The organism is Kitasatospora sp. NPDC005751, assembly GCF_040630835.1.
Lineage (GTDB): Bacteria > Actinomycetota > Actinomycetes > Streptomycetales > Streptomycetaceae > Kitasatospora.
In genome coordinates this window covers 80,772-106,512 of the sequence record NZ_JBEXYC010000023.1, presented here as the reverse complement: position 1 = coordinate 106,512, position 25,741 = coordinate 80,772, and the positions used below count along the sequence as shown (strand labels likewise).

Genomic DNA, 25,741 nt, shown 5'->3' with positions numbered 1-25,741 from the left:
GCTTCACACCCTCGATGTGCCAGGAGCCGTCCTCCTGCTTGACCGCCTTGGTGCCCCACCTGCCCGCCGCCGGTCCGCCCGCCACCCACCTGCCCGCCGCCGGTCCGCCCGCCACCCACCTGCCCGCCGCCGGTCCGCCCGCCGCCCACCTGCCCGCCGCCGGTCCGCCCGCCGAAGGCCTCGCCGGTGTCCCTGGTCACGTCGCCCACCCCTGTTCCTCACGCCGTCCGGACCGCCGCCGGACGGATGACGTCCGACCGGTCGCTATCCACCCTGCCCAGCGGAACGCCGCGGGAACCCCCGGATTCCCCCTCCCGCGGCCGCGCCCGGGGTGGGGTCACCCGGCCTGCGCGAGCTTCTCCCGCGCGTCGGCGAAGTCCTCGGCGGTGGGCGCGTCGTCCTGGGTGAGCCGGTGGCGCCAGTACCCGGCGAACTCCACCGACGCCTTGGCCAGTCCGCGCTCCTCCACCAGGTGGCGCCGGATCGCCCGGACCGCCGAGGCCTCCCCGGCCAGCCAGGCGAACGGCGTACCGCCGGGCAGGTCGGCGGCGCGGACCGCGTCGGTCAGCGGACCGCCGGGGGCGGCGCCGTCGCGGTACACCCAGTGCACCGTCAGGTCGGCCGGGGTGGCCAGCGGCTGCCGCTCCGCCTCGTCGGCCACCTCGGCGTACACCACCGCCCGGATCCCGGCGGGCAGCGCCGCCAGCAGGGTGGCGATCGCGGGCAGCGCCGTCTCGTCCCCGGCCAGCAGGACCCAGTCGGCCCCGGCGACGGCGGTGGCGAGCGGGACGGGCCGGGCGTACAGCTCGGAGGGGCCGACCATGCCGAGCCGGTCGCCCGGCCGGGCGCGGTCCGCCCAGGCGCTCGCCGGGCCGCCGTCGCCGTGCAGCACGAAGTCGACCTCCAGCCGCCGGGTGCCGGGCCGCCGGCCGCGGACGGTGAAGCTGCGCATCCACGGTCGCTCGTCCTCCGGGACGGCCAGGTAGGCCTGGTACCAGCCCATCGGATCGTCGCCGCCGCCGGGCAGCACGGGCTCGGTCCGGCCGGGCTTGGGGAAGCAGAGTTTGACCTGCTGGTCGGGGGTGCGGCCGACGCTGTCGTCGAGCGCATCGGCCTCGAAGGTGATGCGGGCCGTCCGCGGGGTGACCCGCTCGACCGCGACGACTTGGATGTATGTGACGGGCAATGCCACCGTCGGACCCTCCGGTTTCGGCTCCACTGATAACCTTACGCCATAAGCGATTACCTCGACGAGGATACTTTACGGCATAAGGAGTTCGCTACCGTGACCGTCTTCGCGGGCCAGGGTGACGCCCACAGCTCGATGTCCCTGCTCTGGCGCGGGCCGGAGGAGCCGCGCACCGGGCGCAGCGGCCCCAAGCCCGCCCTCAGCGTGGACGCGATCGTGACGGCCGGGATCGCGGTCGCCGACGCCGAGGGGATGGCCGCACTGTCCATGCGCGCGGTCGGCCAACGGCTCGGCCGCACCGCGATGGCCCTGTACACGTACGTACCGGGCAAGGCCGAGCTGCTCGACCTGATGCACGATCGGGTGCTCGCCGAGCTGCCCACCGGCCACGACCCCGCCGAGGGCTGGCGGGCCGCCGCCACCGCCTGGGCCGAGGAGGCCTTCACCTGCTACCTGCGGCACCCGTGGGTCCTGCAGATCTCCCAGGCCCGGCCGGTCCTCGGCCCGGCCGAGCTGGGCGCGATGGAGGCGGTGCTGCGGATCCTGGACGGCGCCGGCCTGGCGCCCCGACAGCTGCGCGGCGTGGTCGCCGCCTTCTGGCAGCTGGTCCGCGGAATGGCCCGGACCGCCGCCGAGGCCCGTGCCGCGGCCGTGGACACCGGGGTGGCCGACGAGGAGTGGTGGTACGCGCGGTCCACCCAACTCGCCTCCCTCGCACCGGACTTCGCGGAGCGCTTCCCACTGCTGACCGCGCTGGAGAGCGGCGGCGGCGCCCCCGAGGCCGGGGACGGCGCCGGTGACCTGGAGGAACGGACCCGGGAGGCCTTCCGCACCGGGCTCGCCGTCCTCCTCGACGGAGTCGAGGCGGCCGCCGCCCGGTCGTAGCGCCCGGCGGGCCCACCGGCACTGTCCGCTGCCCAGGTGACGGTTGGTCTGAGCGGGTACGCCCGGTCACCGATCAGCGTAGGCGGGCGCTCCACCGGTCACCCTGTTCGCACGAGCTGGCGGACGCTTCGACTATGTCTTCCTTCAACCGACTGCTCACCCGCGTCCGCCGACGGGCCGGCGCCCTGGCTCTCCCCTGTACGGTGCTCTCGACCCTGGTGCCGGTCCTCGCCCTCGGTGCCGGGGCCGTCCCCGCCGTGGCGGCGCCGCTGCCCGGCGGCCTCGGCCCGTGCGTACCGGGCAGCTGCCCGCCCAGCTATCCGACGTCGATCAACAACCTCCCGTTCACCGGCCGGGACAACGGCATCAACATCTTCGTCGGCAACCAGTTCCAGGTCGCCGGGCGCGCCGCCGAGGCCGAGGGCCGCGTGGTCGTCCTCGACAGCTTCGCCCAGGCCAAGGAGGCCGGCGTCAGCTCCATCTACAACATCGGCATCGCCGGCGTCGGCTCCCGGGTCCCCCCGCCGGACGGCGCCGACTTCCTCACCACCGGCGGCGGCATCACCATCGCTCCCGGCCAGACCCTGGTCGCCGAGGGCGGCGTGGTCCGGCACGCGGGCACGGTCACCGGCACGGTGACCGGGACCCTGGTCACCGACCCCGACGCCGTCCGGCCCTACAGCGGACTGCGCGACCAGCTCACCACCGCGTCCGACTGCTACGCCCGCGTCGGCGGCACGCCGCGCACCCCGACCGGCACCGCCGTGAACCAGGGCGGGCAGACCCTGTTCACCGGGGACGGCAGCTCGGCCCTCCAGGTGTTCAACGTCGACTTCGACCTCACCGGGCCGACCGGGGGCCAGCAGGGCATCGTCTTCGCCGGCATCCCCTCCGGCGCCACGATCCTCGTCAACGTCCTCGGCGCCACCCGGGCCCTGAACACCTACAGCGGCGGCATCAACGACACCGACGACCCGCTCAACGCCTACCGCGACCACCTGCTGTGGAACTTCCCCGACGCCACCGCCGTCACCCTGGCCGGCACCGGCCAGTTCCAGGGCAGCTTCCTGATCGGCCGTCAGGCCTCGCTGACCACCGTCACCCTCGCGGGGATCAACGGCCGCTTCTTCACCACCGGCTCGCTCACCCACACCAGCCTCCCCGTCGGGGGCGGCGGCCAGGAGTTCCACTCCTACCCGTTCAACGGCGACCTCCCCTCCTGCACCACCCCGCCGGTCACCGGTGAGGTCCGCGTCCTGAAGACCGACGCCACCACCGGCACCGCCCTCGCCGGCGCCGTCTTCGAACTCTGGCACGAGACCAACAACACCCCCGGCCTCCAGACCACCGGCACCAACCCCGACACCCGACTCGGCACCACCTGCACCACCCCCACCGACGGCATCTGCCGACGCACCGTCGACACCGGCACCTACTACTGGCGCGAAACCACCGCACCCACCGGCTACGACCTCCCCACCGACCCCGTCTTCGGCCCCCTCGTCCTCACCCCCCAGAACGCCACCACCGGCGTCCAGGTCACCGCGGCCGACCGACCCCACACCCAACCACCCGTCACCGGTGAGGTCCGCGTCCTGAAGACCGACGCCACCACCGGCACCGCCCTCGCCGGCGCCGTCTTCGAACTCTGGCACGAGACCAACAACACCCCCGGCCTCCAGACCACCGGCACCAACCCCGACACCCGACTCGGCGCCACCTGCACCACCCCCGCCGACGGCATCTGCCGACGCACCGTCGACACCGGCACCTACTACTGGCGCGAAACCACCGCACCCACCGGCTACGACCTCCCCACCGACCCCGTCTTCGGCCCCCTCGTCCTCACCCCCCAGAACGCCACCACCGGCGTCCAGGTCACCGCGGCCGACCGACCCCACACCCAACCACCCGTCACCGGTGAAGTCCGCGTCCTCAAGACCGACGCCACCACCGGCGCCCCCCTCGCCGGCGCCGTCTTCGAACTCTGGCACGAGACCAACAACACCCCCGGCCTCCAGACCACCGGCACCAACCCCGACACCCGACTCGGCACCACCTGCACCACCCCCACCGACGGCACCTGCCGACGCACCGTCGACACCGGCACCTACTACTGGCGCGAAACCACCGCACCCACCGGCTACGACCTCCCCACCGACCCCGTCTTCGGCCCCCTCGTCCTCACCCCCCAGAACGCCACCACCGGCGTCCAGGTGACGGCCGGCGACTGCCCCTCGCCGACGCCACCGCCGGACGGCTCGATCCACCTGACCAAGCGGGACGCCAAGACCGGCGAACCGCTGGGCGGCGCGCAGTTCCAGCTCTGGCGGGAGACCAACGGAGTCGCCGGCCTGCAGACCGGCGGAGCGAACCCGGACACCCGCACGGGCCCGGGCTGCACCACCTCGGCCGAGGGCGACTGCGCCTTCACGCACCTGCCGGCCGGCCAGTACTACCTCCGGGAGACCGCCGCGCCCGACGGCTACCAGCTCCCGCACGACCCGGTGACCGGCCCGTACCGGGTGGACGCCGATGACTGCGTCACCGTGGACCTCACCAACAAGCGGCACCACCACGACGACGACTGCTAGCCGAACGGCTGCCGCCCCCAGGGCGCGGCGCCCGGTACGCCGGACCCGCCCGAGCACCCTCTGCTCCGGCGGGTCCGGCGCGTCCGGGCCGGCCCGCCCCGTCCGGGTGCCGGGGCCCGGACGGAGCAGCGCACACGGCGCCCCGGCCGCGCCGCGGGTACGTTCGCGGTGTGCAGCAGAGGTCACACCATGTCAGAGGACCGGCCGCGGCCGGTGCCGTCGCCGCCGCGCTGGTGCTCGCCACCGCGGCGTCCGCGGCCGTCGCGCAGGACGCGACCACCGTGGTCGGCGGCGAGCGGCTGGGCCGCCCCGCCGTCCAGGTGGCCCCGCTGGCCGGGGCGCCCGCGCTGCCGGTCGAACTCACCGGCCGGTCCTGGCTGGTCGCCGACGCGACCACCGGTGACGTCCTGGCCGCCCGCAACGCCCATCTGCCGCTGCCGCCCGCGAGCACCCTGAAGATGCTCTTCGCGGACACCGTGCTGCCCAAGCTGGACCGCTCCCTGGAGCACAAGGTCGCCCCGGCCGAGCTGGCCAACCTGGGCGTGGGCAGCAGCCTGGTCGGCATCAAGGAGAACCTGCCCTACCGGGTGGAGGACCTCTGGCGGGGCGTCTTCCTCAGCTCCGGCAACGACGCGGTGCACGTCCTGGCCCACATGAACGGCGGCCTCGCCCGGACCGTGGCCCAGATGCAGGACCGCGCGGTGGCCCTCCAGGCCCGTGACACCCACGTGGTCTCGCCCGAGGGCTACGACCAGGAGGGGCAGGTCTCCTCGGCCTACGACCTGACGCTGTTCGCCCGGGCCGGGCTGCGCAACCAGGACTTCCGCTCCTACTGCTCCACCCGCACCGCGCGCTTCCCCGGCGGGGTGGACAAGACGACCGGTCAGCGCACCGCCTTCGACATCGCCAACACCGACCGGCTGCTCGGCAAGTACCCGGGCCTGATCGGGGTGAAGAACGGCTACACCACCGGCGCCGGTGCCACCTTCACCGGCGCCGCCGAACGCGGCGGCCGCACCCTGCTGGTGACGGTGATGCACCCGGAGTCGCAGACCAAGGTGTACGACGAGGCGGCGAGCCTGCTCGACTGGGGCTTCGCCGCGGCGGGCCGGGTGGAACCGGTCGGCCACCTGGTGGACGAGCCGGCCGACGCCGCGTCCGCCCCCGCCGAGGCCCCCGCGACGGGCGTCGTGCCGCACGCGATCCAGCAGGCCCACCACGCGCTCGGCCCGGCCGGGTGGACGGCGCTCGTGCTCGGCGGGGCGCTGGCGCTGTGGGCGGCGGGCCGGACCCGGACCCGGGCCCGGCGGCTGCGGCTGCGCCCGGCTGCCGCCGAGGCCGTCGCCGCCCCGCTCGCGTTCGCCCGGACGGGTGCCACCGCGCTGGGCGGCTCGACGGCGGTGGGCGGTCGCGGCCGCCGGCGGGCGGCCCGCGCCCTGCGGTCGACGGTGCGGTCGGCCCGTCGGCGGCTGCACAACCACCGGGCCTGACTCCCCGGCGGCCACCGCGCCGCCGACCGCGGCCGTCCGGACCGCGTCGTCCGTCGGGCGGTGCTCCGCCGGCCCGGCGTGCGGCCGGGCGCCGCCCGCACACCACCGATGGAACGGAGCATGCGATGACCGACCTGCCCTTCGACGACACCACGGACTTCGAGGACGCCGACCGGGGTTTCCTCGGCGCGCTGGTGCCCGCCGTGGTCCGGGCCGCCGACGGGCGGGTGGTCTGGGACAACGACGCGTACGGCTTCCTCGCCGCCGACTGCCCGGACACCGCCCGTCCGAGCCTCTGGCGCCAGGCCCGGCTCTGTGCCCGGCAGGGGCTCTACGAGGTGGCCGAGCGGGTCTACCAGGTGCGCGGCCTCGACCTGTCCAACATGACGCTGGTCGAGGGCGAGCGCGGGGTGATCGTGATCGACCCCTTGATCTCCGCCGAGACGGCCGCCGCCGCCCTCGCGCTCTACCGGGAGCACCGCGGTGACCGGGCCGTCACCGGCCTCGTCTACACCCACTCGCACGGCGACCACTTCGGCGGCGCCCGCGGCGTCCTGCCGCCGGGCAGTGAGGAGGGCGTCCCGGTCATCGCGCCCGCCGGCTTCCTGGAGCACGCCGTCAGCGAGAACGTCTACGCGGGCAACGCGATGACCCGGCGGGCCATGTTCATGTACGGCGACCGGCTGCCGAAGGCCCCCGACGGGCAGATCGGCGCCGGCCTCGGCATGACCACCTCCACCGGCACCATCACGCTCGTCCCGCCGACGGTGGACGTCACCCGCACCGGCCAGGAGGAGACCGTCGACGGCGTGCGGATCGTCTTCCAGCTCACCCCGGGCACCGAGGCCCCGGCCGAGATGAACTTCCTCTTCCCCGACCTGCGGGCACTCTGCCTGGCCGAGAACGCCACCCACACCATGCACAACATCCTGACGCTGCGCGGCGCGGTGGTCCGCGACGCCCGGATCTGGGCCCGCTACCTGGACGAGGCGATCGAGTACTTCCACGGCCGGTACGACGTCGCGTTCGCCTCGCACCACTGGCCGACCTGGGGCCACGACAACGTGGTCGCCTTCCTCTCCGAGCAGCGCGACCTCTACGCGTACCTGCACGACCAGACCCTGCGCCGGCTCAACGACGGGCTCACCGGGACGGAGATCGCCGAGGAGCTGCGGCTGCCGCCCGCGCTGGAGCGGCGCTGGCACGCGCGCGGCTACTACGGCTCGCTGAACCACAACGTCAAGGCCGTCTACCAGCGCTACCTCGGCTGGTTCGACGGCAACGTGGCGCACCTGTGGGAGCACCCGCCGGTGGCCCAGGCGCAGCGGTACGTCGAGGTGGCCGGCGGCGGCGACGCCGCACTGGCCAAGGCCCGGGGCTACGCCGACTCGGGGGACCTCCGCTTCGCGGCCACCCTGCTCAACCACGTGGTGTTCGCCGACCCGTCGAACCGGGCGGCCAGGGAAGCGCTGGCCGGCGTCTACCGGCAGCTCGGGCACGGCGCGGAGAACGGCCCCTGGCGCAACTTCTACCTGGCGGCCGCGGGCGAACTGCTGGACGGCCCCGGGACGGTCCTGCTCGACGCCACCAACCCCGGGATGACGGCGGCCCTGACCACCGCCATGCTGCTCGACTCGATCGCGATCCGGATCGACGGGCCGCGCGCCTGGGACGAGGCGCTGACCATCGACCTGGTGCTGACCGACGAGCGGCTGCGGTACCGGGTGACACTGCGGCACGGCGCCCTCACCCACCGGTCGTTCCCCGCCGGGGACGCGCCCCGGTCGCCGGCCGGGCTGACGCTCACCCTGACCAGGCCGCAGTTGCTCGGCCTGCTGGCCGGCCAGGCCCTCGACACCGTCCGGCACGAGGGCGACCCGGGGCTGCTGCCGCGGCTGTTCGCCCTCGTCACCACCCCGGAGCGGGCGTTTCCGGTGGTCACCCCCTGACGACGGCCACTCCCCCGGCCCACGGCGCGGCCTAGAATGCGGCCATGAGCGCCGCCACCCCCGACCCCGCCTCGCAGGACCGGCTCGCACGCCTGGTCCGGCTCTCCGCCGGGAACTACCTGCTGGTCACCACCTACAAGAAGGACGGCAGCACGGTACCGACCCCGGTCTGGGTGGTCCGCGACGGCGACGCGCTGGGCGTCTGGACCGTCGCCGACTCCTGGAAGGTCAAGCGGATCCGCAACCGCGCCGACGTCCTGGTCGGCCCGTGCGACGTCAAGGGCCGACCGACCGGCGAGCAGTACCCGGCCACCGCCGAGGTCCTCGGCCCCGAGCGGACCGCCGCCTACCGGACGCTGCTGCGGCAGAAGTACGGCCTGCTGGGTGTGCTCACCCTGCTCGGCAGCCGGGTGCGGCGCGGCGAGCGCGGCACGGTCGGCATCCGGATCACGCTGACGGACTGAGCGGCTCCGGCAGGGCCGGCCGGTCCTGCGCCCGGGCGCAGGTGTCCAGGACCACCCGGGCGACCAGCTCCGGGTCGTCGTTCATCGGCACGTGCCCGCAGCCCGACAGCCGGACCAGCCGGGCCGCCGGGAGTTCCCGCAGCGCGCGCACGCCCTGACGGCGCAGCAGGATGCGGTCCCGGCTGCCCCAGGCGACGGTGACCGGCACGTCGCCGGCGGCCCCGGTGAACCGCAGCCCGCGGCCGGCCGCGAGGGTGGGGCCGAAGCCGGTCGCCTCGCGCAGCGCCCTGGTCTCGGCGACGGCGGCGGCGGGCTCCCGGCGGCCGGGGCGGGCGTAGATGGAGCTGACCAGGAGCGCGCGGCCGGCCGCGGAGCGGGCGATCCGGCCCACGGCGGGCGGCGGCAGCAGCCGCGCTCCGAGCCGCATCCCGCCCAGCACCGCGTAGGCGTAGCGGCGTTCGGCCTCGGTCCAGAACCCGGCCGGGGCGAGCGCCGTCACCGAGCGGGCCAGGCCGGCCCGGCCGAGGCCGAGGGCGAGCAGTCCGCCGAGGGAGTTCCCGGCGACGTGCGGGCGTTCGATCCCGAGTTCGGCGCAGAGCCTGCCGAGTACCGGCACCACCGCCTCCAGCCCGTACGGCACGCCCGGCGGCAGGGCGGGCGAGGCGCCGAAGCCCGGCAGGTCGACGGCGATCACCTCGTGCCGCTCGGCCAGCGCGGGCAGCACGGGCTCCCAGGCCTGCCAGTGGTGGCCCACGCCGTGCAGCAGCAGGAGCGGGCTGCCGGACCCGAGCCGCTGGTAGCGGACGGTCACCTCCCCCGGTCCGTGCGGGGCGGGCAGCGCGAAGGTGACGTCGGCGGGCATGCGGCTCCTCTGCTGGACGCGATGTCAGCAAGGATTACCGACGAGTAGCCCGCCCGGCAAGAGGTGCGCCCTGCCGGCCGCTCAGTACCGGACGGCCCTGACCACCACCGGCAGCAGCGTCTCCTCCGCCGGCCGGCGGCTGAACGCGACCGGGGAGGCCTGCGCCCCGACGGCGAGGTGCTCCGCGCCGACGATCGAACTGTCCACGGTCTTCCCGCTGGTGTCGGTGAAGTCGACCTGCACCGCGTACGAGGCGGTGTTCACCCCGTCGTTGGTGATGGTGACCACGACGGCGTGCAGCCCACCGGTCTGCGCCCGCGGCACCCCGGTGATGGCGACGTCGCCCAGCGCGTTGCCGCCGTTCTCCAGCGTGCCCAGCGCGGCCGCCGCGTTCTGCCGCGCCTGCTCGCCCTGTGCCGAGGCGGAGGCCGCGAACGAGGCGGCGGCGGCCGAGCCGGACTCGGCGGCCGCCGACGCCGACGCGAGCGCCGACTCCGCGGTCGAGGCCAGCGCGGACGGCGGCTCCCCCGAGAACGACGACGGGTTGGGCGCCGTACTCAGCGTCGAGGCCTCCGAGCGGGTGACCGACGGATTGGTCGACGAACTGCTGCACGCGGCCAGCACCGCGGCCCCGGTCAGCGCGGCCACCAGCGCCACGGCCCGCGGCCCGGACCACCCCCGGCGAGCACCCTCGGCAGGACGGTTCGGGAAGCTATGGAGTTCACGCACCGGAGTTCCCTCTTCTGATCGGCGTCCAGCGGCCGACGACCGCTCCGTCCCCATGCTTCGCAACGACCGCCCCCGCCGCGAAACCTGCTCCCCCGTTCGGGTACCCCCGGCCTCCACCGACACCGTCGCCGGCGGCGGCCGGCGCTCCTGTTTCCGGCTCGACACCCCGCTGATGGACGGCGGCCCCGGCGCGGTCCCGGGGTGAGGGCCGGGGTGATGGTTCGGGCGTGGTGTTCCGGGGTGATGTGGGGGTGGTGGGAACCGGTGGGGGTGGCGGGCCGACTGGTGGGGGGTGAGTGAGATGACGCCGGGTGGCCGGCCGTGGAGTGTGGTGGCGGGGTTCGCCCTGCTGTTGGTGGTGGTGTTGGTGGCGGCGTTCGCGCTGGGGCGCGGGGCCGGGCCGGTGTCGCCGGGGCTGACGCCCGGGAGCGGCGGGGGCGGGGGCGCGCCGGGGATGAGCGGGCACGACATGGGGGCGGGCCGGTGAGCGCCGTCGCGGACGCGCCGGCCGGGGCGCCGGTCAGCACCGACCTGACGGTCGGCGGGATGACCTGCGCGGCCTGCGTCGGCCGGGTGGAGCGGACGCTGGCGCGGATCGACGGGGTCACGGCCGGCGTCAATCTCGCCACCGGGCGGGCGCGGGTGCTGCACCCGGCCGGGGTGGCCGTCGGGGACTTGGTCGCCGCGGTCGAGCGGGCCGGGTTCACGGCCGCGCCGGCCGGGGCCGGGCAGCCGCCGGTGGACCGCGCCGAGGAGCCCGCGGAGCGGTGGCGACTGCTGGTGACCGCGCTGGCGGCGGTGCCGGTGGTGGTGCTGTCGATGGTGCCGGCGCTGCAGTTCCCGGCCTGGCAGTGGGTGTGCTTCGCGCTGGCCGTCCCGGTGGTGACGTGGGGGTCGGCCGGCTTCCACCGGCGGGCCCGGCAGGGGCTGCGGCACGGCACGGCGACCATGGACACGCTCGTCAGCCTCGGCGTGGTGGCGTCCTTCGGCTGGTCCGCGTACGCGCTGGTGTTCGGCGGGGCGGGCGGGCTCGGCATGCGGATGCCGTTCTCGCTGACCGCCGACGGCGGGGGCGGCGCGCACGTCTATCTGGAGGCGGCCGTCGGGGTGCCGCTGTTCGTGCTGGCGGGCCGGCTGCTGGAGGGCAGGGTGCGGCGGCGCACCGGTTCGGCGCTGCGGGCGCTGGCCGAGCTGGGGGCCAAGGAGGTGTGCGTCCGGGATCCGCGGTCCGGGCAGGAGCGGCTGATCCCGATCGAACAGCTGCTGCCCGGCGGGGTGTTCGTGGTCCGCCCGGGCGAGCGGGTGGCCACCGACGGGGTGGTGGTGGAGGGCGGCTCGGCGCTGGACCTCAGTCTGCTCACCGGCGAGAGCGCGCCGGTGGAGGTCGGCCCCGGCGATGCCGTGGCGGGTGCCACGGTGAACGTCGGCGGCGCGCTGGTGGTCCGGGCCACGGCCGTCGGTGCGGACACCCAACTGGCCCGGATCACCGCCCTGGTGGCGGACGCGCAGGCCGGCAAGGCGCGGGCGCAGCGGCTCGCGGACGCGGTGGCCGGGGTGTTCGTGCCGTGCGTCCTGGCGGTGGCGGTCGCGGTGCTCGGCTTCTGGCTGGGGGCGGGCGCCGATCCGCAGGCGGCGGTGACGGCCGCGGTCGCGGTCCTGGTGGTGGCCTGTCCGTGCGCGCTGGGCCTGGCCACGCCGACCGCACTGCTGGCGGCGACCGGCCGGGGCGCGGAGCTGGGCGTCCTGGTGCGCGGGCCGGAGGTGCTGGAGAGCCTGCGCCGGATCGACACCGTGGTCCTGGACAAGACCGGGACGCTCACGACCGGGCGCACCGAGCTCGGTGAACTCACCGTCGTGCCCGGGGTGGAGGCGGACGAGGTGTTGCGGCTCGCGGGCGCGGTCGAGCAACGCTCCGAGCACCCCGTGGGCCGGGCCGTCCTGTCGGCGGCCCGGGCGCGCTGCGGGTCGCTGCCGGCGGTGGCGGCCTTCGCGGCCACCGCCGGGGTCGGTGTCACGGGCAGCGTCGAGGGGCGGGCCGTCCGGGTGGTTCGGCCGGAGGACTCATCGGCGGAGCTGCCCGCCGTCCTGGCCGGAGCGCGGGACCGGGCCGGGGCGGCCGGCCGGACACCGGTCCTGGTGGAACTGGACGGCCGTGCGGTGGCCCTGCTCGCGGTCGGGGACACCCTGCGCTCCGGCAGCTGGCGAGCGCTGCACCGGCTGCGCGCGCTGGGGTTGGAGACCGTCCTGCTGACCGGGGACGGCCCGGGGGCGGCCCGGGCGGTGGCCGCCGAGCTGGGCATCGAGCGGGTGCACTGCTCGGCCTCTCCGGCGCGCAAGGCCGAAGTGGTCGCCGAGTTGCGGGCCGCCGGGCGGACCACGGCGGTGGTCGGCGACGGGGTCAACGACGCCGTCGCGCTGGCCTCGGCGGACCTCGGGGTGGCGCTCGCCTCGGGCAGTGACGCCGCGATCGGGGCGGCCGGGCTCACCCTGGTGCGGGGCGACATCGAGGCGGTGGTGGACGCCGTCCGGCTGGCCCGGCGGACGCTGGCCACCATCCGGGTCAATCTGCTCTGGGCGTTCGGCTACAACCTGGTGCTGATCCCGCTGGCGGCGGTCGGACTGCTGAACCCGATGCTGGCGGCGGTGGCGATGTCGCTGAGTTCGCTGCTCGTGGTGGGCAACAGCCTGCGGCTGCGGACGTGGCAGCCGGGGCGCGGCGCGGGCCGTCCGGGCGGCGGGCCGCGCCGGGGCGCCGCGGGGGTGGCCGGGTGAGCGCCCGGTCCGGCGGCCGGAGGGCCGCACGGCTGCGGGTGGTCGGGCCGCCGGTGGCCGCGGCTGCGGTGGCGCTGGCCCTGCTCGCCGGCTGGACGGCGGTCGGCGGGGCCGGGCGCCAGCGGCCGGTGGAGGCGGGCCCGGGCTGGGTGCTGCTGCCGGCGACCAGCGGGGCGAGCGCCACGGCGGCGTTCTTCACCGTCCGCAACCCGGGCGACATACCCGACGAACTCACCGGTGCGAGCTGGGAGTTCGGCGGCCGGATCACGCTGAAGCGGCATCGGCACGAGGGCGCGGCGGGCCGCTGGGAGCCGGCCGCCGTGCTGCCCGTGCCGGAGCGCGGCGAGCTGGCGATGGCGCCGGAGGACGCCGACCTGATGATCGTCGACCCGCCGGAGCTGCGGGCGGGGCAGTGGGTGGAGTTCACCCTCAGCTTCCGCCACAGTCCGGACCTGCGGGTGCGGGCCGAGGTCGTACCGCCCGGTGGGCGGCGCGCGGGCTGAGCCCGGGCGGCGGGCTGAGTCAGGCGACGGACCGGGGCCGGGCGGCGGGCTGAGAGCAGGCGACGGGCCGGGGCCGGGCGGCGGGCTGAGAGCAGGCGACGGGCCGGGGCCGGGCGGCGGGCGGGCCGCCCGGCCGGGCCCTCACGGGTGCGGCACCACCGCGACGGGGGCGTCCGCGTACGGGAGGACGGCGCTGGTGACCGGGCCGAGCCGCCGGCCGAGGTCGTACGGGCGGTGGCGCCGGCCGACCACCACGAGGTCGGCCGCCCCGGAGACCGCCACCAGGGTGCGGGCGGCGCCGAGCCCGACCTGCTCGACGAGTTCCGTGCCCGGGCGGCGCTCGCGCCACTCGGCGAGGGCGAGCGAGAGCTCCTTCGCCTCCAGTGCTTCGAGTTCCGCGAGTTCGGGCTGGGACGGGACGACGCCCACGGTCGCGAACGCGGCCGGCAGCTCCCAGCCGTGGACGGCCCGCACGCGGGCGCCGCGCAGCTCCGCCGCGTCGAACGCGAAGGCCAGCAGGGCTTCGTCCACCGCCCGGGTGTCGACGCCGACGACGACCTCGGGCACCTCGGGCGGCCCGCCGTTCGCGGCCGGCGGCCGGACCACGACCACCGGTGACGCGCTGCGGGCGACCGTCGCCGTGCTCACCGAGCCGAGCAGCAGCCCGGCGAAGCCGCCGAGTCCGCGCGAGCCGAGGACCAGCAGGCCCGCGTCGGCGCTCTCGGCGACCAGACCGTCCTCCGCGCCGTCGAGCACCACGTCGGCGTGCACGGCCAGGCCGCGGTGGCGGCGGCGGATCGCCTCGGCGGCGCCCTGCACCACCTGCTGGGCGGCGGCGGGCGGCGCCTCGGCGGTGGCGAACCCGGCCCGGCCGTCGGTCAGCCAGGGCCAGGCGTGCACCAGGCGCAGCGGGACGCCCCGGCGCAGCGCCTCCTCGGCGGCCCAGTGGGCGGCGGCGGTGCTCGCGGGCGAGCCGTCGACTCCGGCCAGAACGGGTGGCGTCATCGGTCTTCCTTCCGTTGCGGATCACGGACCACTGCGGCCGGGGGCGGTGCGTCCTGACCCGCCGTCGACTCCCCCACCCTCGTCCCGGGAGCGGCCCCGGTGCCAGGGACCGGCGGGCCCCGGCACCGGGGCCGGAAGTCCCGCCGGGTGTGTACACGACGGACCCCGGCGTCCCGGGCGGGTGTGCACGGGCACTACCGTGAAATCCGACAATCCTCCCGGTCGCTCGACCGGGGACGGCACAGCTGGAACGGGACCCTGAGGAGGACGCCGGTGGGCGGCGCGGACGGTACGCGGACAGGCGCCGGCCCTTCGGCGGACAGGTCGCCCGGCGGCGGCGCGGGCGCCCGCGCGCGGATGCCGCACCTGCGCCTGGACGAGCTGCTGGAGGAGCTCCAATGGCGGATCGACGCGGCGCGCGGCACCCGGGACCGGGTGCACAGCCTGCTGGAGGCGGTGCTGGCGGTCGGCCGCGAACTCGACCTCTCCCAGGCGCTGCACCGGATCGTGGCGGCCGCCGCCGACCTGGTAGACGCCCGGTACGCGGCGCTCGGCGTGATCGGCGCCGACGGCCACACCCTCTCGCAGTTCCTCACGGTCGGCCTGACGGAGCAGGAGATCGCGGCGATCGGCCCGCTGCCGGCCGGCCACGGGATCCTCGGCGAGCTGATCCGCCACCCGGAGCCGCTGCGCTGCCCGGTGCTCTCCGAGCACCCGGCCTCGGTCGGCTTCCCCGCCCACCACCCGCCGATGCACACCTTCCTCGGGGTACCGGTGCGGGTGCGCGGCGAGGTGTTCGGCAACCTGTACCTCACCGACAAGCGCGGCGGCGTGGACTTCGACGCCGACGACGAGGCGGTCATCTCCACCCTGGCGGTGGCCGCCGGGGTGGCCATCGACAACGCCCGGCTGTACGAGGAGGCGCAGCGCCAGCAGCGCTGGCTGCGGGCGAGCGCCGAGATCACCCGGAGCCTGCTGTCGGGCGCGCCCCGGCTCGCCGTGGTGGAGCTGATCGCGCGCCGGGCCCGGGAGATCGCCGGCGCGGAGCTGGCGGACGTCTCGGTCGCGCTGGCCGAGCCCGGCGAGCGGGCCGGCGAGCTCACCGTGGAGGTGGCGCTGGGCCGTGAGCCGGGCGCCCGGCTCGGGGTGACGGTCCCCGTCGACGGCACGCTCTCCGGCGCCGCGTACGCCTCCGGCTCGCCGGTGACCAGTGAGGGGCTGGCGGTCGACGCCCGGTTCGCGGCCGGGCCGCCCGGGCGCTTCGACGGCCTCGGCCCGGCGGTGGCGGTGCCGCTGGGCACCGGGCCCGGGTACGGCCGGGGCGTGCTGCTGCTGGCCCGGGAGTGCGGGCGGCCGCCGTTCACCGCCGAGGAGACCGGCCCACTGCTGGGCTTCGCCGACCAGGCGGCACTCGCCCTGGAGCTGGCCGAACGCCGCCGGGACGCCGAGCAGTTGACGCTGCTGGAGGACCGTGACCGGATCGCCCGGGACCTGCACGACCTGGCCATCCAGCGGCTCTTCGCCACCGGGATGACGCTGCAGAGCGCGGGCCGGCTGATCGAGAGCCCGGGCGCGGCCGACCGGGTCGGCCGCGCGGTCGCGGACCTGGACGAGACGATCAAGATCATCCGCTCGACGATCTTCGGACTGCGCGCCCACGGGGAACCCGACCGGAGCCTGCGGGCCCGCGCGACCCGGGCCGTCGGCGACGCGCAGACCACCCTGGGCTTCGCGCCGCGGCTCAGCATGGAGGGCCTGCTGGACACCGACGTGCCGCAGGAGCTGGCCGAGCACGTGCTGGCCGTCCTCGGCGAGTCGCTCAGCAACGCGGCCCGGCACGCCCGGGCGAGCCGGGTGGAGGTCGCGCTGCGGGCGCTCGGCGGGCGGGTGACGCTCACCGTCACGGACGACGGGGTGGGCGTACCGGCGGGCGGGCGGCGCAGCGGCCTGCGCAACCTGGCCGAGCGGGCGGAACGGGCCGGTGGGAGCTTCGCCCTGCGGGAGGCGGAGGGCGGCGGCACCCGGGTGGTCTGGGAGGCCCCGCTGGGGGTCTGACGGGCCGGTCCGTATACCGCCGGGCGGCGGGGCCTCAGCCCTCGGTGGTCAGCCGCCGGCCCACCACCAGCTCCGGACCGACCCGGATCAGCACCCGCCCCCGGTCCGTGTGCCGGTCCGGTGCGTCGCCCGGGGCCGGGGCCGTCGCCGGGGCCGGGCGCACCTCCGCACGGCCGAGGACGGTGACGCACCAGCCGGTGCCGTCGGTGCCGTCCCACTCGTCGGCCTCGAAGGCGACCACCGCGCCGTCCACCGCCCGGGCCAGCTCGGAGCCGGCCCGGGCGGACAGCAGCACGCCGCCGGCCGCGTCCAGCCGGAAGTGCACCGGGAGCACGGCGGGCAGCGCGCCGACGGTGTAGACCACCCGGCCGACCGCCGCCCCGGCCAGCAGCTCCAGCGCCCTGGTCCGGTCGAGCTCCGGCGGGCCGGGCGGCCGCCGACCCTCCGGTTCCACCTGCACGGGCGGCGCGGACGGCGCTTGAGGATCGGGGTTCATGCCAGCGATGGTCACCCGCCGGACCGGGCCCGGGCGAGGGCCGATGGTCCCGCCGCGGGTCCCACCTTCCCGAAGCGCGGGGCTATCCCCGCCCGCTGCCGAGGGTGCGCGGGCAGGCCGGCTGGGCGGCGACGGACTGGCGCAGCTCGGTGGCGATCAGCGCGGCCTGGACGCGCCGCTCCACGCCGAGCTTGGCCAGCAGCCGGGAGACGTGGTTCTTCACCGTCTTCTCGGCGAGGTAGAGGCGCTCGCCGATCTGCCGGTTGGTCAGGCCCTCGCCGATCAGCGCCAGCACCTCCTGCTCGCGCCCCGTCAGCTCCGGCCCGGTGGCGGCGGGCGGCGGCGGGGCCGCGTCGTTGCGCAGCCGGTTGAGCAGCCGGGTGGCGGCGCCCGGGTCGAGCATCGACCGGCCGGAGGCGACCGTACGGACGGCGGTGACCAGGTCGGTGCCGCTGATCTGCTTCAGCACGTAGCCGACCGCGCCCGCCATCACGGCGTCGAGGAGCGCCTCCTCGTCGTCGAAGGAGGTGAGCATCAGGCAGGCCAGGTCGGGCATCCGGGAGCGCAGTTCGCGACAGACGGACACCCCGTCACCGTCGCCGAGGCGGACGTCCAGGACGGCGACGTCGGGGCGCAGGGCGGGGACGCGGACGAGGGCCTGCGCGGCGGTGGCGGCCTCGCCGACCACCTCCAGGTCGGGTTCGCAGTCCAGCAGGTCGTGGACGCCGCGGCGCACCACCTCGTGGTCGTCCAGCAGGAACACCCTGACCGGTGCCGGGGTGTCGGTACCGGCCGTCTCGCTCGCCATCTCGCGGCTCCACCTTCCTCGCGCCCGGCACACTGCCGCGGGCCCACCGCATCATCGCCGACCGGAGGGCGCCGGCCCAGGGCCCAAGGACCCCATTCGGGCCGGCTGCCCCGAAGCGGCCCACCGACGGCACGGCCCACCGACGGCACGGCCCACCCGGCGCCTCCCGGCCGACGCCGGCCCGGCGCGGCGCCCGGTCAGGGCCGGTGGCGGCGGGCGTTGGCGAGACCGATCAGCAGGAACGCCGTCGAGACCACCCCCGCGCCGGCTGCCGCTCCGCCCAGCCGGGAGGCGACCGGCCCGCCGGCGGTGAGCAGCAGGGACAGCGCACCGAGCGCGGCGACGGCGAGCCCGACGAGCAGCCAGCCCGCCAGGATCCGGGCCGCCGGGCGCCGGCCGCGTGGCACGGGGCCGGCGTCGAGCATCGCCCAGCGCCGCCCGGACTCACGCTGCTCGCCCCGCCGGTGGCGGTACGCGCGGACCCTCAGGACCGCCCCGGCGACCAGGCCCGTCAGGGCGAACCCGGCGGCGGGCCGCCAGTCGGGGACGACCGGCAGCACTCCCCCGGCGAGCGCGAGCCCCACCCAGCAGACCACGCAGGCCGCAGCGGCGGTGCGGACGGACCGGGGGCGGTCCTCGCCCGCCCGGAGGTCGGCGACGGCGGGCAGGTACCAGACGCAGCCGGCCGCGGTGAGCGCGGCGGTACCGAGGGCCAGGACGGGGTGGGACATACCGGGTGCTCCTCGACCGGGCGGGCCTCCCCCGGGTCGCCGGGGGCCGCTCCGAAGCGGGTGGAAGGGAAGGGGTGGGACCGGCCCCGCCCGCCCGGGGCAGCGGAACGGGCGGGACCGGCGTTCTGGGCGGCGCGGGCGGCGGCGGGCGCGGGCCGTCAGCAGGCGCGGGCCGTCAGCAGGCCGTCACCGGTCCGGCGACCGGTCCGGTGGCCCGTCGCCGCGCCGCACCGCCCGGCGGGCCCGCGGGGCGGGGACGTCGTACCGGGCCGGGGTGACGCCGGCCAGGTGCTCGGCCGGTTCGCCGTTGTTCTCCACGAAGTCCAGCGCCGCGATCCCGGGGTGGTGCAGGTCGAACGCCGGGGACTCCGAGCGGATCCGGGGCAGGGTGGCGAAGTTGTGCCGCGGCGGCGGGCAGGAGGTGGCCCACTCCAGCGAGCGTCCGTAGCCCCACGGGTCGTCGGTGGTGACGCGCTCGCCGTACTTGGCGGTCTTCCAGACGTTGTAGAGGAACGGCAGGATCGACAGGCCGAGCAGGAACGAGCCGAGGGTGGACACGGTGTTGAGGAGGGTGAAGCCGTCCGAGGCCAGGTAGTCGGCGTAGCGCCGCGGCATGCCCTCGGCGCCCAGCCAGTGCTGCACCAGGAAGGTGCTGTGAAAGCCGATGGTGAGGGTCCAGAAGCTGATCCGCCCGAGCCGCTCGTCCAGCATCTTCCCCGTCATCTTCGGCCACCAGAAGTGGAAGCCGGCCATCATGGCGTAGACGACCGTGCCGAACAGCGTGTAGTGGAAGTGGGCGACGACGAAGTACGAGTCGGAGACGTGGAAGTCGATCGGCGGCGCCGCCAGCAGCACCCCGGTCAGCCCGCCGAACAGGAAGGTGACCAGGAACCCGACCGTCCAGAGCATCGGCGTCTCGAAGCTCAGCGAGCCCTTCCACATGGTGCCGACCCAGTTGAAGAACTTCACCCCGGTGGGCACCGCGATCAGGAAGGTCATGAAGGAGAAGAACGGCAGCAGCACCTGGCCGGTGACGTACATGTGGTGCGCCCAGACCGTCACCGAGAGGCCCGCGATCGCCACGGTGGCGGCGATCAGACCCGCGTAGCCGAACATCGGCTTGCGGGAGAAGACCGGGATGACCTCGGAGACGATCCCGAAGAACGGCAGCGCCAGGATGTACACCTCGGGGTGGCCGAAGAACCAGAACAGGTGCTGCCAGAGCATCGCACCGCCGTTGGCCGGGTCGAAGACGTGCGAGCCGAACTTGCGGTCGCACTCCAGCGCCAGCAGCGCGGCGGCCAGCACCGGGAAGACCATCAGCACCAGGACGGAGGTGAGCAGAACGTTCCAGCAGAAGATGGACATCCGGAACATGGTCAGGCCCGGGGCGCGCATGCAGATGATGGTGGTGATGAAGTTGACCGCGCCCAGGATGCTGCCGAAGCCGGACAGCGTGACGCCCATGATCCACATGTCGGCGCCGACGCCCGGCGAGTGGATCGCGTCCGAGAGCGGCGCGTAGAGGAACCAGCCGAAGTCGGCCGCGCCCTGCGGGGTCGCGAAGCCGGCGGCGGCGATCAGCGAGCCGAACATGAACAGCCAGTAGGCCAGCATGTTCAACCGGGGGAACGCGACGTCCGGCGCGCCGATCTGCAGCGGCATGATCCAGTTGGCGAAACCGGTGAACAGCGGCATCGCGAACAGCAGCAGCATCACCGAACCGTGCATGGTGAAGGCCTGGTTGAACTGTTCGTTGGAGAGGATCTGCGTCCCCGGCCGGGCGAGTTCGGCCCGCATCACCAGCGCCAGGACGCCGCCGATCAGGAAGAACCCGAACGCCGACACCAGGTACATCGAGCCGATCGTCTTGTGGTCGGTGGTCGTCAGCAGCCTGACCAGGGCCGAGCCGGGCCGGCGGGCCCGTACTCCGGCCGGCCGGGCGGCCGACGGCGGCGACGGCGGCGCGCTGTCGCCCGGTGCCTCGATGGCGCTCAAGGACGCACTCCTTCGAAGTTCTGCGAATGGATGGTGATCCATGATCAGAACTCGACGGCCCGGCGCCCCAGGGCCGTTGGGCCCGGCGGTCCCGGGTCGGTGGGCCTCCGCCCCGGGCCGGGGCCAGGGACCTCCGACGGGCGTCCGGCGCTCGCCGGATCCCGCCGGGACCCGGGCCCGGGCATCCCGCCGGGGCCCGGACCAGGACGCACCGAAGCGCCGGTGCGGGCCGGAAGCCGGACATGCCGAAGCACCGGTGCGCCGCCGCGGGGCCCGGGGGCCACCGCGACACCGCACCGGCGGCGGACCGGCGCTACCGGCCGGCGGCCCCGGCCGGGGTCAGCCGGGAGCCCGTCACCAGCTCCGGCCGGATGGCCACGATGTGGTCAGTCCCGGCGTCCACCCAGGGCGTCAGCAGCGCCCGGTACCGGGCCAGCAGGACCGGGTCGGTGACCGGGCGGGCGTAGCCGGTGACGACCACGCTCCAGCCGAGCCTGGTCCGCGGGTCGATGGCGTCGGCCTCGTAGGCGACCACCACGCCCGCCGCGTCGGCCCCGAGCGTGGCCGCGCCCAGCGCCGCCGCGTCGTCCGTCCGGATCACCACGGTGTCGTCGACCAGCAGGTGGTTGACCGGGCGGACGGCGGGCAGCGCCCGCAGCGTGAAGACGATCCGCCCGAACGGCGCGCTGCCGAGCAGCCGCAGCGCCTCGGCCCGGTCGATCGGCACCAGCCGGCGCGGCGGGGCCCCGGTGTGCGGCGGCCGACCGCCGCCGGGCGGCTGCCCCGCGAGGCGGCGCAGCGTCCGCAGCCGGTGGCGGACGGCCCCGGTTCTCACGAGGTGGCCGCGATCAGGCCGAGCAGGCCGTCGAAGCGCCGGTAGAGCACCCGGCCGCCCCGCGTCCCGGGCTGGGCGAAGAACAGGAACGGCAGGTCGGCGGCGCAGAGCCGGTCGACGGCTCCGGCCTCCGTCAGTTCGGGTGCGCCGACCGGGCTGAGGGTGAATGGGACGGCCGGGCGGGTGGGCGGCCCGGCGGCGCCGGTGCGCGCGAGCCGGTAGCCGGTGGGGCCGGTCCGGTAGACGACGGCGTCGGTCTCGGTGGCCGGGTCGGTGAACAGGTGGATGTCGAAGTCCATCGCGTCCATGGTCCGGGCCGCCGCGTCGGGCGAGCACCACACCAGATGGGCCTCCTTGCGCCGCGCGATGTGGCGCGGGCCGGCCGAGGACGCCGCCAGGGCGGACCGGACGCCGGCGCGCGGCAACCCGGTGCACGGGTGCGCGGCGAACGGCGCCGCCACGGCGGCCACCGGCGCCCGGCCGGCGCGCGACGGCCCGCCCTGCGCGGGAACGGCGGAGAGCAGACCGGCCCCGGCCGCCCGGCGCGGCCACGGCAGCGGCGTCCAGCCGGTGGTGACGGCCGTGATCCGGGCGCGCAGCCCGTCGGCCAGCCGGTCCAGGGCGGTGGCCCGGTCGGCGGCGGCCTCCTGGACGCGGATCCGCCGCCCGTCCACCTCGGCGTTCACCTGCGCCAGCACGGCCCGCGTGCCGACCGGCCGGATCCGTACCCGGACCGCCTCGACCAGCGCGTCCGCCCCGCCCACCACCGCGGCGATCCGGGCCCTGGCGTCGATCGCGACCCCTCGCGCGAGCCCCTCGTCCACCTGTATCGCGACCAACTCGCCCACCTCAGGCCTCTCCTGTCCCGTCACGAAGTCCGCCGTCCCGTCACGTCTGCCCACCGGTACGCCCCGCACACCCGTCAGGCGCTCACGATCCCGCCGGCGGTCGGAGCCGGAAAGGGCCGAAGGGCCCGTTCGCGCGCGCCGACCGGGCCCGGGCCGCGCCCGCGCGGGCCCCCGGGGGCCCGGGTCGTGCGCACCCCACCCGGCGGGCGGGCCGCCCGGCCCGGATCATGCGGGCGGAGCGCCACAAAGATGGGGGGCCGTCCCCCATGCCCCGGCGGCCGGGGCAGGGCAAGGATCAGCACGAGGGCGGCGGCTTCGACGGCGACGCGGCCCTCTCGCGGCATCGGAGGTGCGGTGGTGGCAGAGGTGGACGCCGTGCGCAGAGCGCACCCCGACGGGGGCGGCGTACCGGTTCAGGGCCCGGTCGCACCGGCGTCCGCCAAGGCCGCCACGACGCCGCACCCTCCGATGCCCGGCGACCCGCCGGCCCGGCTCCACACACCCGCCCCGGCCCCGCTGCACGCCACGGCGCCCCGGGTCCGGCGCACCCGGGCGGACCGGGCCGTCTGGTGGGAGCGGGCGCTGACCCCCGGTCTGCCCCGGCCGCCGGCCCGCCCCGACTGGGCCGCGTTCACCGAGGCCGCCGTCGCCGCCGCCCCCGTGCGGCCGATCGTGCCGCGCGCCGCCTACCCGGGGCTGACCGGCTTCGCCCTGGTCCTGGCGCCGTTCGCCGAGCGCGCCCTCGTCCGGCTGCCGGCCGTGCTCGACCCCGCCGCCCACCGCCCCGGCCGGCCCGGGCGGCTGGACGTCCCCGCCCTGCGGGCCGGCTTCACCGCCCGCCTCGCCCGGCGCCTCGCCCGGATCGCCGCCCGCACCCTGGTCCTCGAACTGCACACCGCGCGGACCGGCGGGCGGCTCGCGGGCACCACCCCGCAGGAACGGTTCCGCTCCTTCCTCGCCCTGACCGCGCGCCGCGACGGTCTCGCCGGGCTGCTCCGCGGGTACCCCGTCCTGGCCCGGCTGCTCGCGCAGACCTGCCTGGACGCCGCCGACGCGCACGCCGAACTGCTCACCCGCTTCGCCGCCGACCGGCCGCTGCTGGTCGCCGGCCTGCTGCACGGCACCGACCCCGGGGCGCTGGTGGCCGTCGACTCCGAGGCCGGCGACCGCCACCGGCGCGGCCGCGCCGTCAGCGTGCTGCACTTCGCCAACGGCTCCGCCGTCGTCCACCGCCCCCGCCCGCCCGCCGCCCACCGGCACTTCAACGCCCTGCTCGGCTGGTTCAACGCGCAGCCCGGCGTGCCCCGGCTGCGCGCGCTGGGGCTGCTGGACCGGGGCGACTACGGGTGGACGGAGTACGCCGAGGCCCACCCCTGCCGCACCGGCTACGAGGTCGAGCGGTTCTACCGGCGCCAGGGCGCGCTACTGGCGCTGCTGCACGCCCTGGACGGCACCGACCTGCACTACGAGAACCTCGTCGCGGCCGGGGACCAGCCCGTCCTGGTGGACGTCGAGACACTGTTCCACCCGCCGGCCCGGGCCTGCCCGGCACCGGACCCGGCGGCCCGGGCCCTGGAGGAGTCGGTCCACCGGGTCGGCCTGCTGCCGCAGTTGCTGCTCGGCGACGAGGGCGCCGTGGACGTCTCCGGCATCGGCGGCGGCCGACGGTCCACCTCCCCGGTGGAGGGCGTGGACTGGACGGGCGCCGGCACCGACGAGATGCGGCTGGTCCGGCGCGCCCGCCCGCTCGCCGAGGCCCGCAACCGGCCCCGGCTGGACGGCGCGCCCGCCGACCCGGCCGAGTACACCGACGCCCTGGTGACCGGCTTCCGGGCCGGCTACACCGCCATCACCGGCGGGCGCCACCAACTCGTCGGCGCCCACGGCCTGCTGCGCTCCTTCGCCGAGGACGAAGTCCGGGTGGTGCCCCGCGCCACCCGGGTGTACGCACGGCTGCTGGACGAGTCGACCCACCCGGACGTGCTGCGCGACGCCGCCGCCCGGGGCGCCGTCCTGGAACTGCTGCGCACCGACGCCGTCGCCGACCCCGGCCGCCCGGAACTCGCCGACCACGAGCTCGCCGACCTCCGCTCCGGCGACGTCCCGCTGTTCACCACCCGCCCCGGCAGCCGCGACCTGTGGACCTCCACCGGCCGCCGGCTCCCCGGCGAACTCGCCGAGACCGGGCTGGCCCGCGTCGAGGCCAAGCTGGCGGCCCTCGGCGAGGTCGACCGCAAGGACCAGGAGTGGATCGTCCGGGCCGCGATGGCCGGCGCCGCCCCGACCCCCGCGCACCGGCCCGGCCGGCCGGCGCCGGAGAACGTCTGGGCCACCGCGCCCGAGCCCGAGCAGCTCCTCGCCGCCGCCCGGGGCGTGGGCGACCAGCTGGTCGCGGCCGCCTACCAGGGGCGGTCCCGCACCAACTGGCTCGGCCTGGAGCTGCTCGCCGACCGCTACTGGCGGGTCCGCCCGCTCGGCGCCGACCTGGCCGGCGGCTACACCGGCACCGCGCTGTTCCTCGCCCAACTGGCCGCCCTCACCGGCTCCGACCGCTACGCCGAGGTGGCCCGCCGGACCCTCGCACCCGTTCCCGGCCTGCTCGACACCCTCGGCGCGCACCCCGACCGGCCGGCCGCCGTCGGCTCGGGCGGCTTCGCCGGGCTCGGCGGTATCGCCTACGCGCTCACCGAGATCGGCCGCACCCTGGACGACCCGCTGATCCGGCAGTGGACCGGCCCGGCGGTCGCGCTCACCGCGGCCGCCGCCGCCCGCGAGACGGACCCCGGTGTGCACAGCGGCACCGCCGGCGGCCTGGCCGCGCTGCTCGCCGTGCACACCGCCACCGGCCGGCCCGGGGCGCTGGCCGCCGCGACGGACTGCGCCGACCGGCTCGCCGCCCTGCCGGTGCCCGCCGCCGCCGGCTTCGCCCACGGCTCGGCGGGCACCGGCTGGGCGCTGCTGCGGTACGCGGACACCGTCGGCGAACCCGCCGACGGACCGCACCACCGGGCGGGCCTGGCGGCCCTGCACGCCGCCACGGCCGCGCGCGCCCGGGAGTCCTCCTGGTGCCGAGGCCGCCCCGGGATCGCCCTCGCGGTGGCCGACAGCCCGTCCGCCCGCGCGGACCGGCGGCTCGCCGAGTGGGCCCAGCGCGCCGTCCGCAACACCGCGCGGGCCGCCCCGACGGCCGATCAGAGCCTGTGCCACGGCGAGTCGGGCGTACTGGAGCTGCTCGGCCGAGGCGGCCCGGCCACCGGGCGGACGCCGTGGGTGCGCCGGGCGGCCTCGCTGCTGGCCGGCGTCGACCAGGACGGCCCGCGCTGCGGCACCCCCGGGTCCGTCCCGCACCCGGGCCTGCTCACCGGCCTGGCCGGGATCGGCCACGGGCTGCTCCGGCTGGGCTTCCCCGAGCGGGTGCCGCCCGCCCTGCTGCTGCGCCCCCGCCCCCCGGCCGAAAGGCCGGCCCCCTGACCGCACGCCGTGTACCGTCCACGACGACCGAAGCGGCGCGGCGGGCGAGCACCGCTC

The 25,741-nt window shown here is 76.6% G+C and carries 19 protein-coding genes; 9 read left to right on the top strand and 10 right to left on the bottom strand.

From position 1 onward, the window contains the following. Positions 1 to 337: 337 nt before the first annotated feature. The gene (locus ABZ497_RS21515) at positions 338 to 1,192 is read right to left on the bottom strand and encodes a siderophore-interacting protein (protein WP_359807476.1); all 855 of its coding nucleotides are present in this window, start codon (positions 1,190 to 1,192) and stop codon (positions 338 to 340) included. A gap of 93 nt (positions 1,193 to 1,285) precedes the next feature. Between ABZ497_RS21515 and ABZ497_RS21510 the strand changes: the two genes are divergently transcribed. The 5 genes from ABZ497_RS21510 (at position 1,286) to ABZ497_RS21490 (ending at position 8,571) form a co-directional block, all read left to right on the top strand. Beyond that, a complete protein-coding gene (locus ABZ497_RS21510; protein ID WP_359807473.1) occupies positions 1,286 to 2,074 on the top strand; it encodes a TetR/AcrR family transcriptional regulator C-terminal domain-containing protein in 789 nt (262 codons plus the stop codon). 134 nt (positions 2,075 to 2,208) lie between these two features. Continuing rightward, positions 2,209 to 4,668 carry a SpaA isopeptide-forming pilin-related protein gene (locus tag ABZ497_RS21505; protein WP_359807471.1) on the top strand — a complete coding sequence of 820 codons (2,460 nt, stop codon included), beginning with the start codon at positions 2,209 to 2,211 and terminating at the stop codon, positions 4,666 to 4,668. A 230-nt stretch (positions 4,669 to 4,898) separates the two neighbouring features. Then, positions 4,899 to 6,158, top strand: a complete 1,260-nt coding sequence (locus ABZ497_RS21500) for a D-alanyl-D-alanine carboxypeptidase (protein WP_359807488.1) — start codon at positions 4,899 to 4,901, stop codon at positions 6,156 to 6,158. Between the two features lie 125 nt (positions 6,159 to 6,283). After that, positions 6,284 to 8,107 (top strand): alkyl sulfatase dimerization domain-containing protein, encoded by a 1,824-nt coding sequence (locus ABZ497_RS21495; protein ID WP_359807469.1) that lies wholly within the window; start codon positions 6,284 to 6,286, stop codon positions 8,105 to 8,107. Between the two features lie 44 nt (positions 8,108 to 8,151). Then, positions 8,152 to 8,571: a PPOX class F420-dependent oxidoreductase gene (locus ABZ497_RS21490; protein WP_359807468.1), complete on the top strand. Its 420-nt coding sequence runs from the start codon at positions 8,152 to 8,154 to the stop codon at positions 8,569 to 8,571. Here the strand turns inward: ABZ497_RS21490 and ABZ497_RS21485 are convergent. Both ABZ497_RS21485 and ABZ497_RS21480 read right to left on the bottom strand, forming a co-directional pair. After that, positions 8,555 to 9,433 (bottom strand): alpha/beta hydrolase, encoded by an 879-nt coding sequence (locus ABZ497_RS21485; protein WP_359807466.1) that lies wholly within the window; start codon positions 9,431 to 9,433, stop codon positions 8,555 to 8,557. The genes ABZ497_RS21490 and ABZ497_RS21485 overlap by 17 nt on opposite strands. 81 nt (positions 9,434 to 9,514) lie before the next feature. Continuing rightward, complete coding sequence (locus tag ABZ497_RS21480) at positions 9,515 to 10,162, bottom strand: hypothetical protein (protein WP_359807463.1); 648 nt, start codon at positions 10,160 to 10,162, stop codon at positions 9,515 to 9,517. A 483-nt stretch (positions 10,163 to 10,645) separates the two neighbouring features. On the opposite strand from ABZ497_RS21480, the gene ABZ497_RS21475 reads away from it, so the two are divergent. Together ABZ497_RS21475 and ABZ497_RS21470 are read left to right on the top strand one after the other, a co-directional pair. Further along, complete coding sequence (locus ABZ497_RS21475) at positions 10,646 to 12,934, top strand: heavy metal translocating P-type ATPase (protein WP_359807460.1); 2,289 nt, start codon at positions 10,646 to 10,648, stop codon at positions 12,932 to 12,934. Continuing rightward, positions 12,931 to 13,437 carry a copper chaperone PCu(A)C gene (locus ABZ497_RS21470; protein ID WP_329486115.1) on the top strand — a complete coding sequence of 169 codons (507 nt, stop codon included), beginning with the start codon at positions 12,931 to 12,933 and terminating at the stop codon, positions 13,435 to 13,437. Before ABZ497_RS21475 ends, ABZ497_RS21470 begins: the two co-directional genes overlap by 4 nt. 141 nt (positions 13,438 to 13,578) lie before the next feature. Here ABZ497_RS21470 and ABZ497_RS21465 read toward each other — a convergent pair whose 3' ends face one another. Beyond that, positions 13,579 to 14,442 carry a universal stress protein gene (locus tag ABZ497_RS21465; protein WP_359807457.1) on the bottom strand — a complete coding sequence of 288 codons (864 nt, stop codon included), beginning with the start codon at positions 14,440 to 14,442 and terminating at the stop codon, positions 13,579 to 13,581. Between the two features lie 357 nt (positions 14,443 to 14,799). On the opposite strand from ABZ497_RS21465, the gene ABZ497_RS21460 reads away from it, so the two are divergent. Continuing rightward, positions 14,800 to 16,497: a GAF domain-containing sensor histidine kinase gene (locus tag ABZ497_RS21460; protein WP_359807455.1), complete on the top strand. Its 1,698-nt coding sequence runs from the start codon at positions 14,800 to 14,802 to the stop codon at positions 16,495 to 16,497. Positions 16,498 to 16,531: 34 nt separating this feature from the next. Here ABZ497_RS21460 and ABZ497_RS21455 read toward each other — a convergent pair whose 3' ends face one another. The 6 genes from ABZ497_RS21455 to ABZ497_RS21430 form a co-directional block, all read right to left on the bottom strand. After that, entirely contained in the window at positions 16,532 to 16,993 is a 462-nt protein-coding gene (locus ABZ497_RS21455) for a pyridoxamine 5'-phosphate oxidase family protein (protein ID WP_359807453.1), read from the bottom strand. 82 nt (positions 16,994 to 17,075) lie between these two features. Beyond that, positions 17,076 to 17,801 (bottom strand): response regulator transcription factor, encoded by a 726-nt coding sequence (locus ABZ497_RS21450; RefSeq protein WP_359807450.1) that lies wholly within the window; start codon positions 17,799 to 17,801, stop codon positions 17,076 to 17,078. A gap of 197 nt (positions 17,802 to 17,998) precedes the next feature. Next, positions 17,999 to 18,532 (bottom strand): hypothetical protein, encoded by a 534-nt coding sequence (locus tag ABZ497_RS21445; protein WP_359807448.1) that lies wholly within the window; start codon positions 18,530 to 18,532, stop codon positions 17,999 to 18,001. Positions 18,533 to 18,718: 186 nt separating this feature from the next. Continuing rightward, positions 18,719 to 20,572 carry a cytochrome c oxidase subunit I gene (ctaD, locus tag ABZ497_RS21440; RefSeq protein ID WP_359807445.1) on the bottom strand — a complete coding sequence of 618 codons (1,854 nt, stop codon included), beginning with the start codon at positions 20,570 to 20,572 and terminating at the stop codon, positions 18,719 to 18,721. 271 nt (positions 20,573 to 20,843) lie between these two features. Continuing rightward, positions 20,844 to 21,260 (bottom strand): pyridoxamine 5'-phosphate oxidase family protein, encoded by a 417-nt coding sequence (locus ABZ497_RS21435; RefSeq protein ID WP_359807486.1) that lies wholly within the window; start codon positions 21,258 to 21,260, stop codon positions 20,844 to 20,846. 101 nt (positions 21,261 to 21,361) lie between these two features. Beyond that, on the bottom strand, positions 21,362 to 22,213 hold the full coding sequence (locus tag ABZ497_RS21430) for a sigma 54 modulation/S30EA ribosomal C-terminal domain-containing protein (protein ID WP_359807442.1): 852 nt from the start codon (positions 22,211 to 22,213) through the stop codon (positions 21,362 to 21,364). 357 nt (positions 22,214 to 22,570) lie between these two features. Here ABZ497_RS21430 and ABZ497_RS21425 point away from each other — a divergent pair, with 357 nt between their 5' ends. After that, entirely contained in the window at positions 22,571 to 25,684 is a 3,114-nt protein-coding gene (locus ABZ497_RS21425) for a type 2 lanthipeptide synthetase LanM family protein (protein ID WP_359807439.1), read from the top strand. Positions 25,685 to 25,741: the final 57 nt, after the last annotated feature.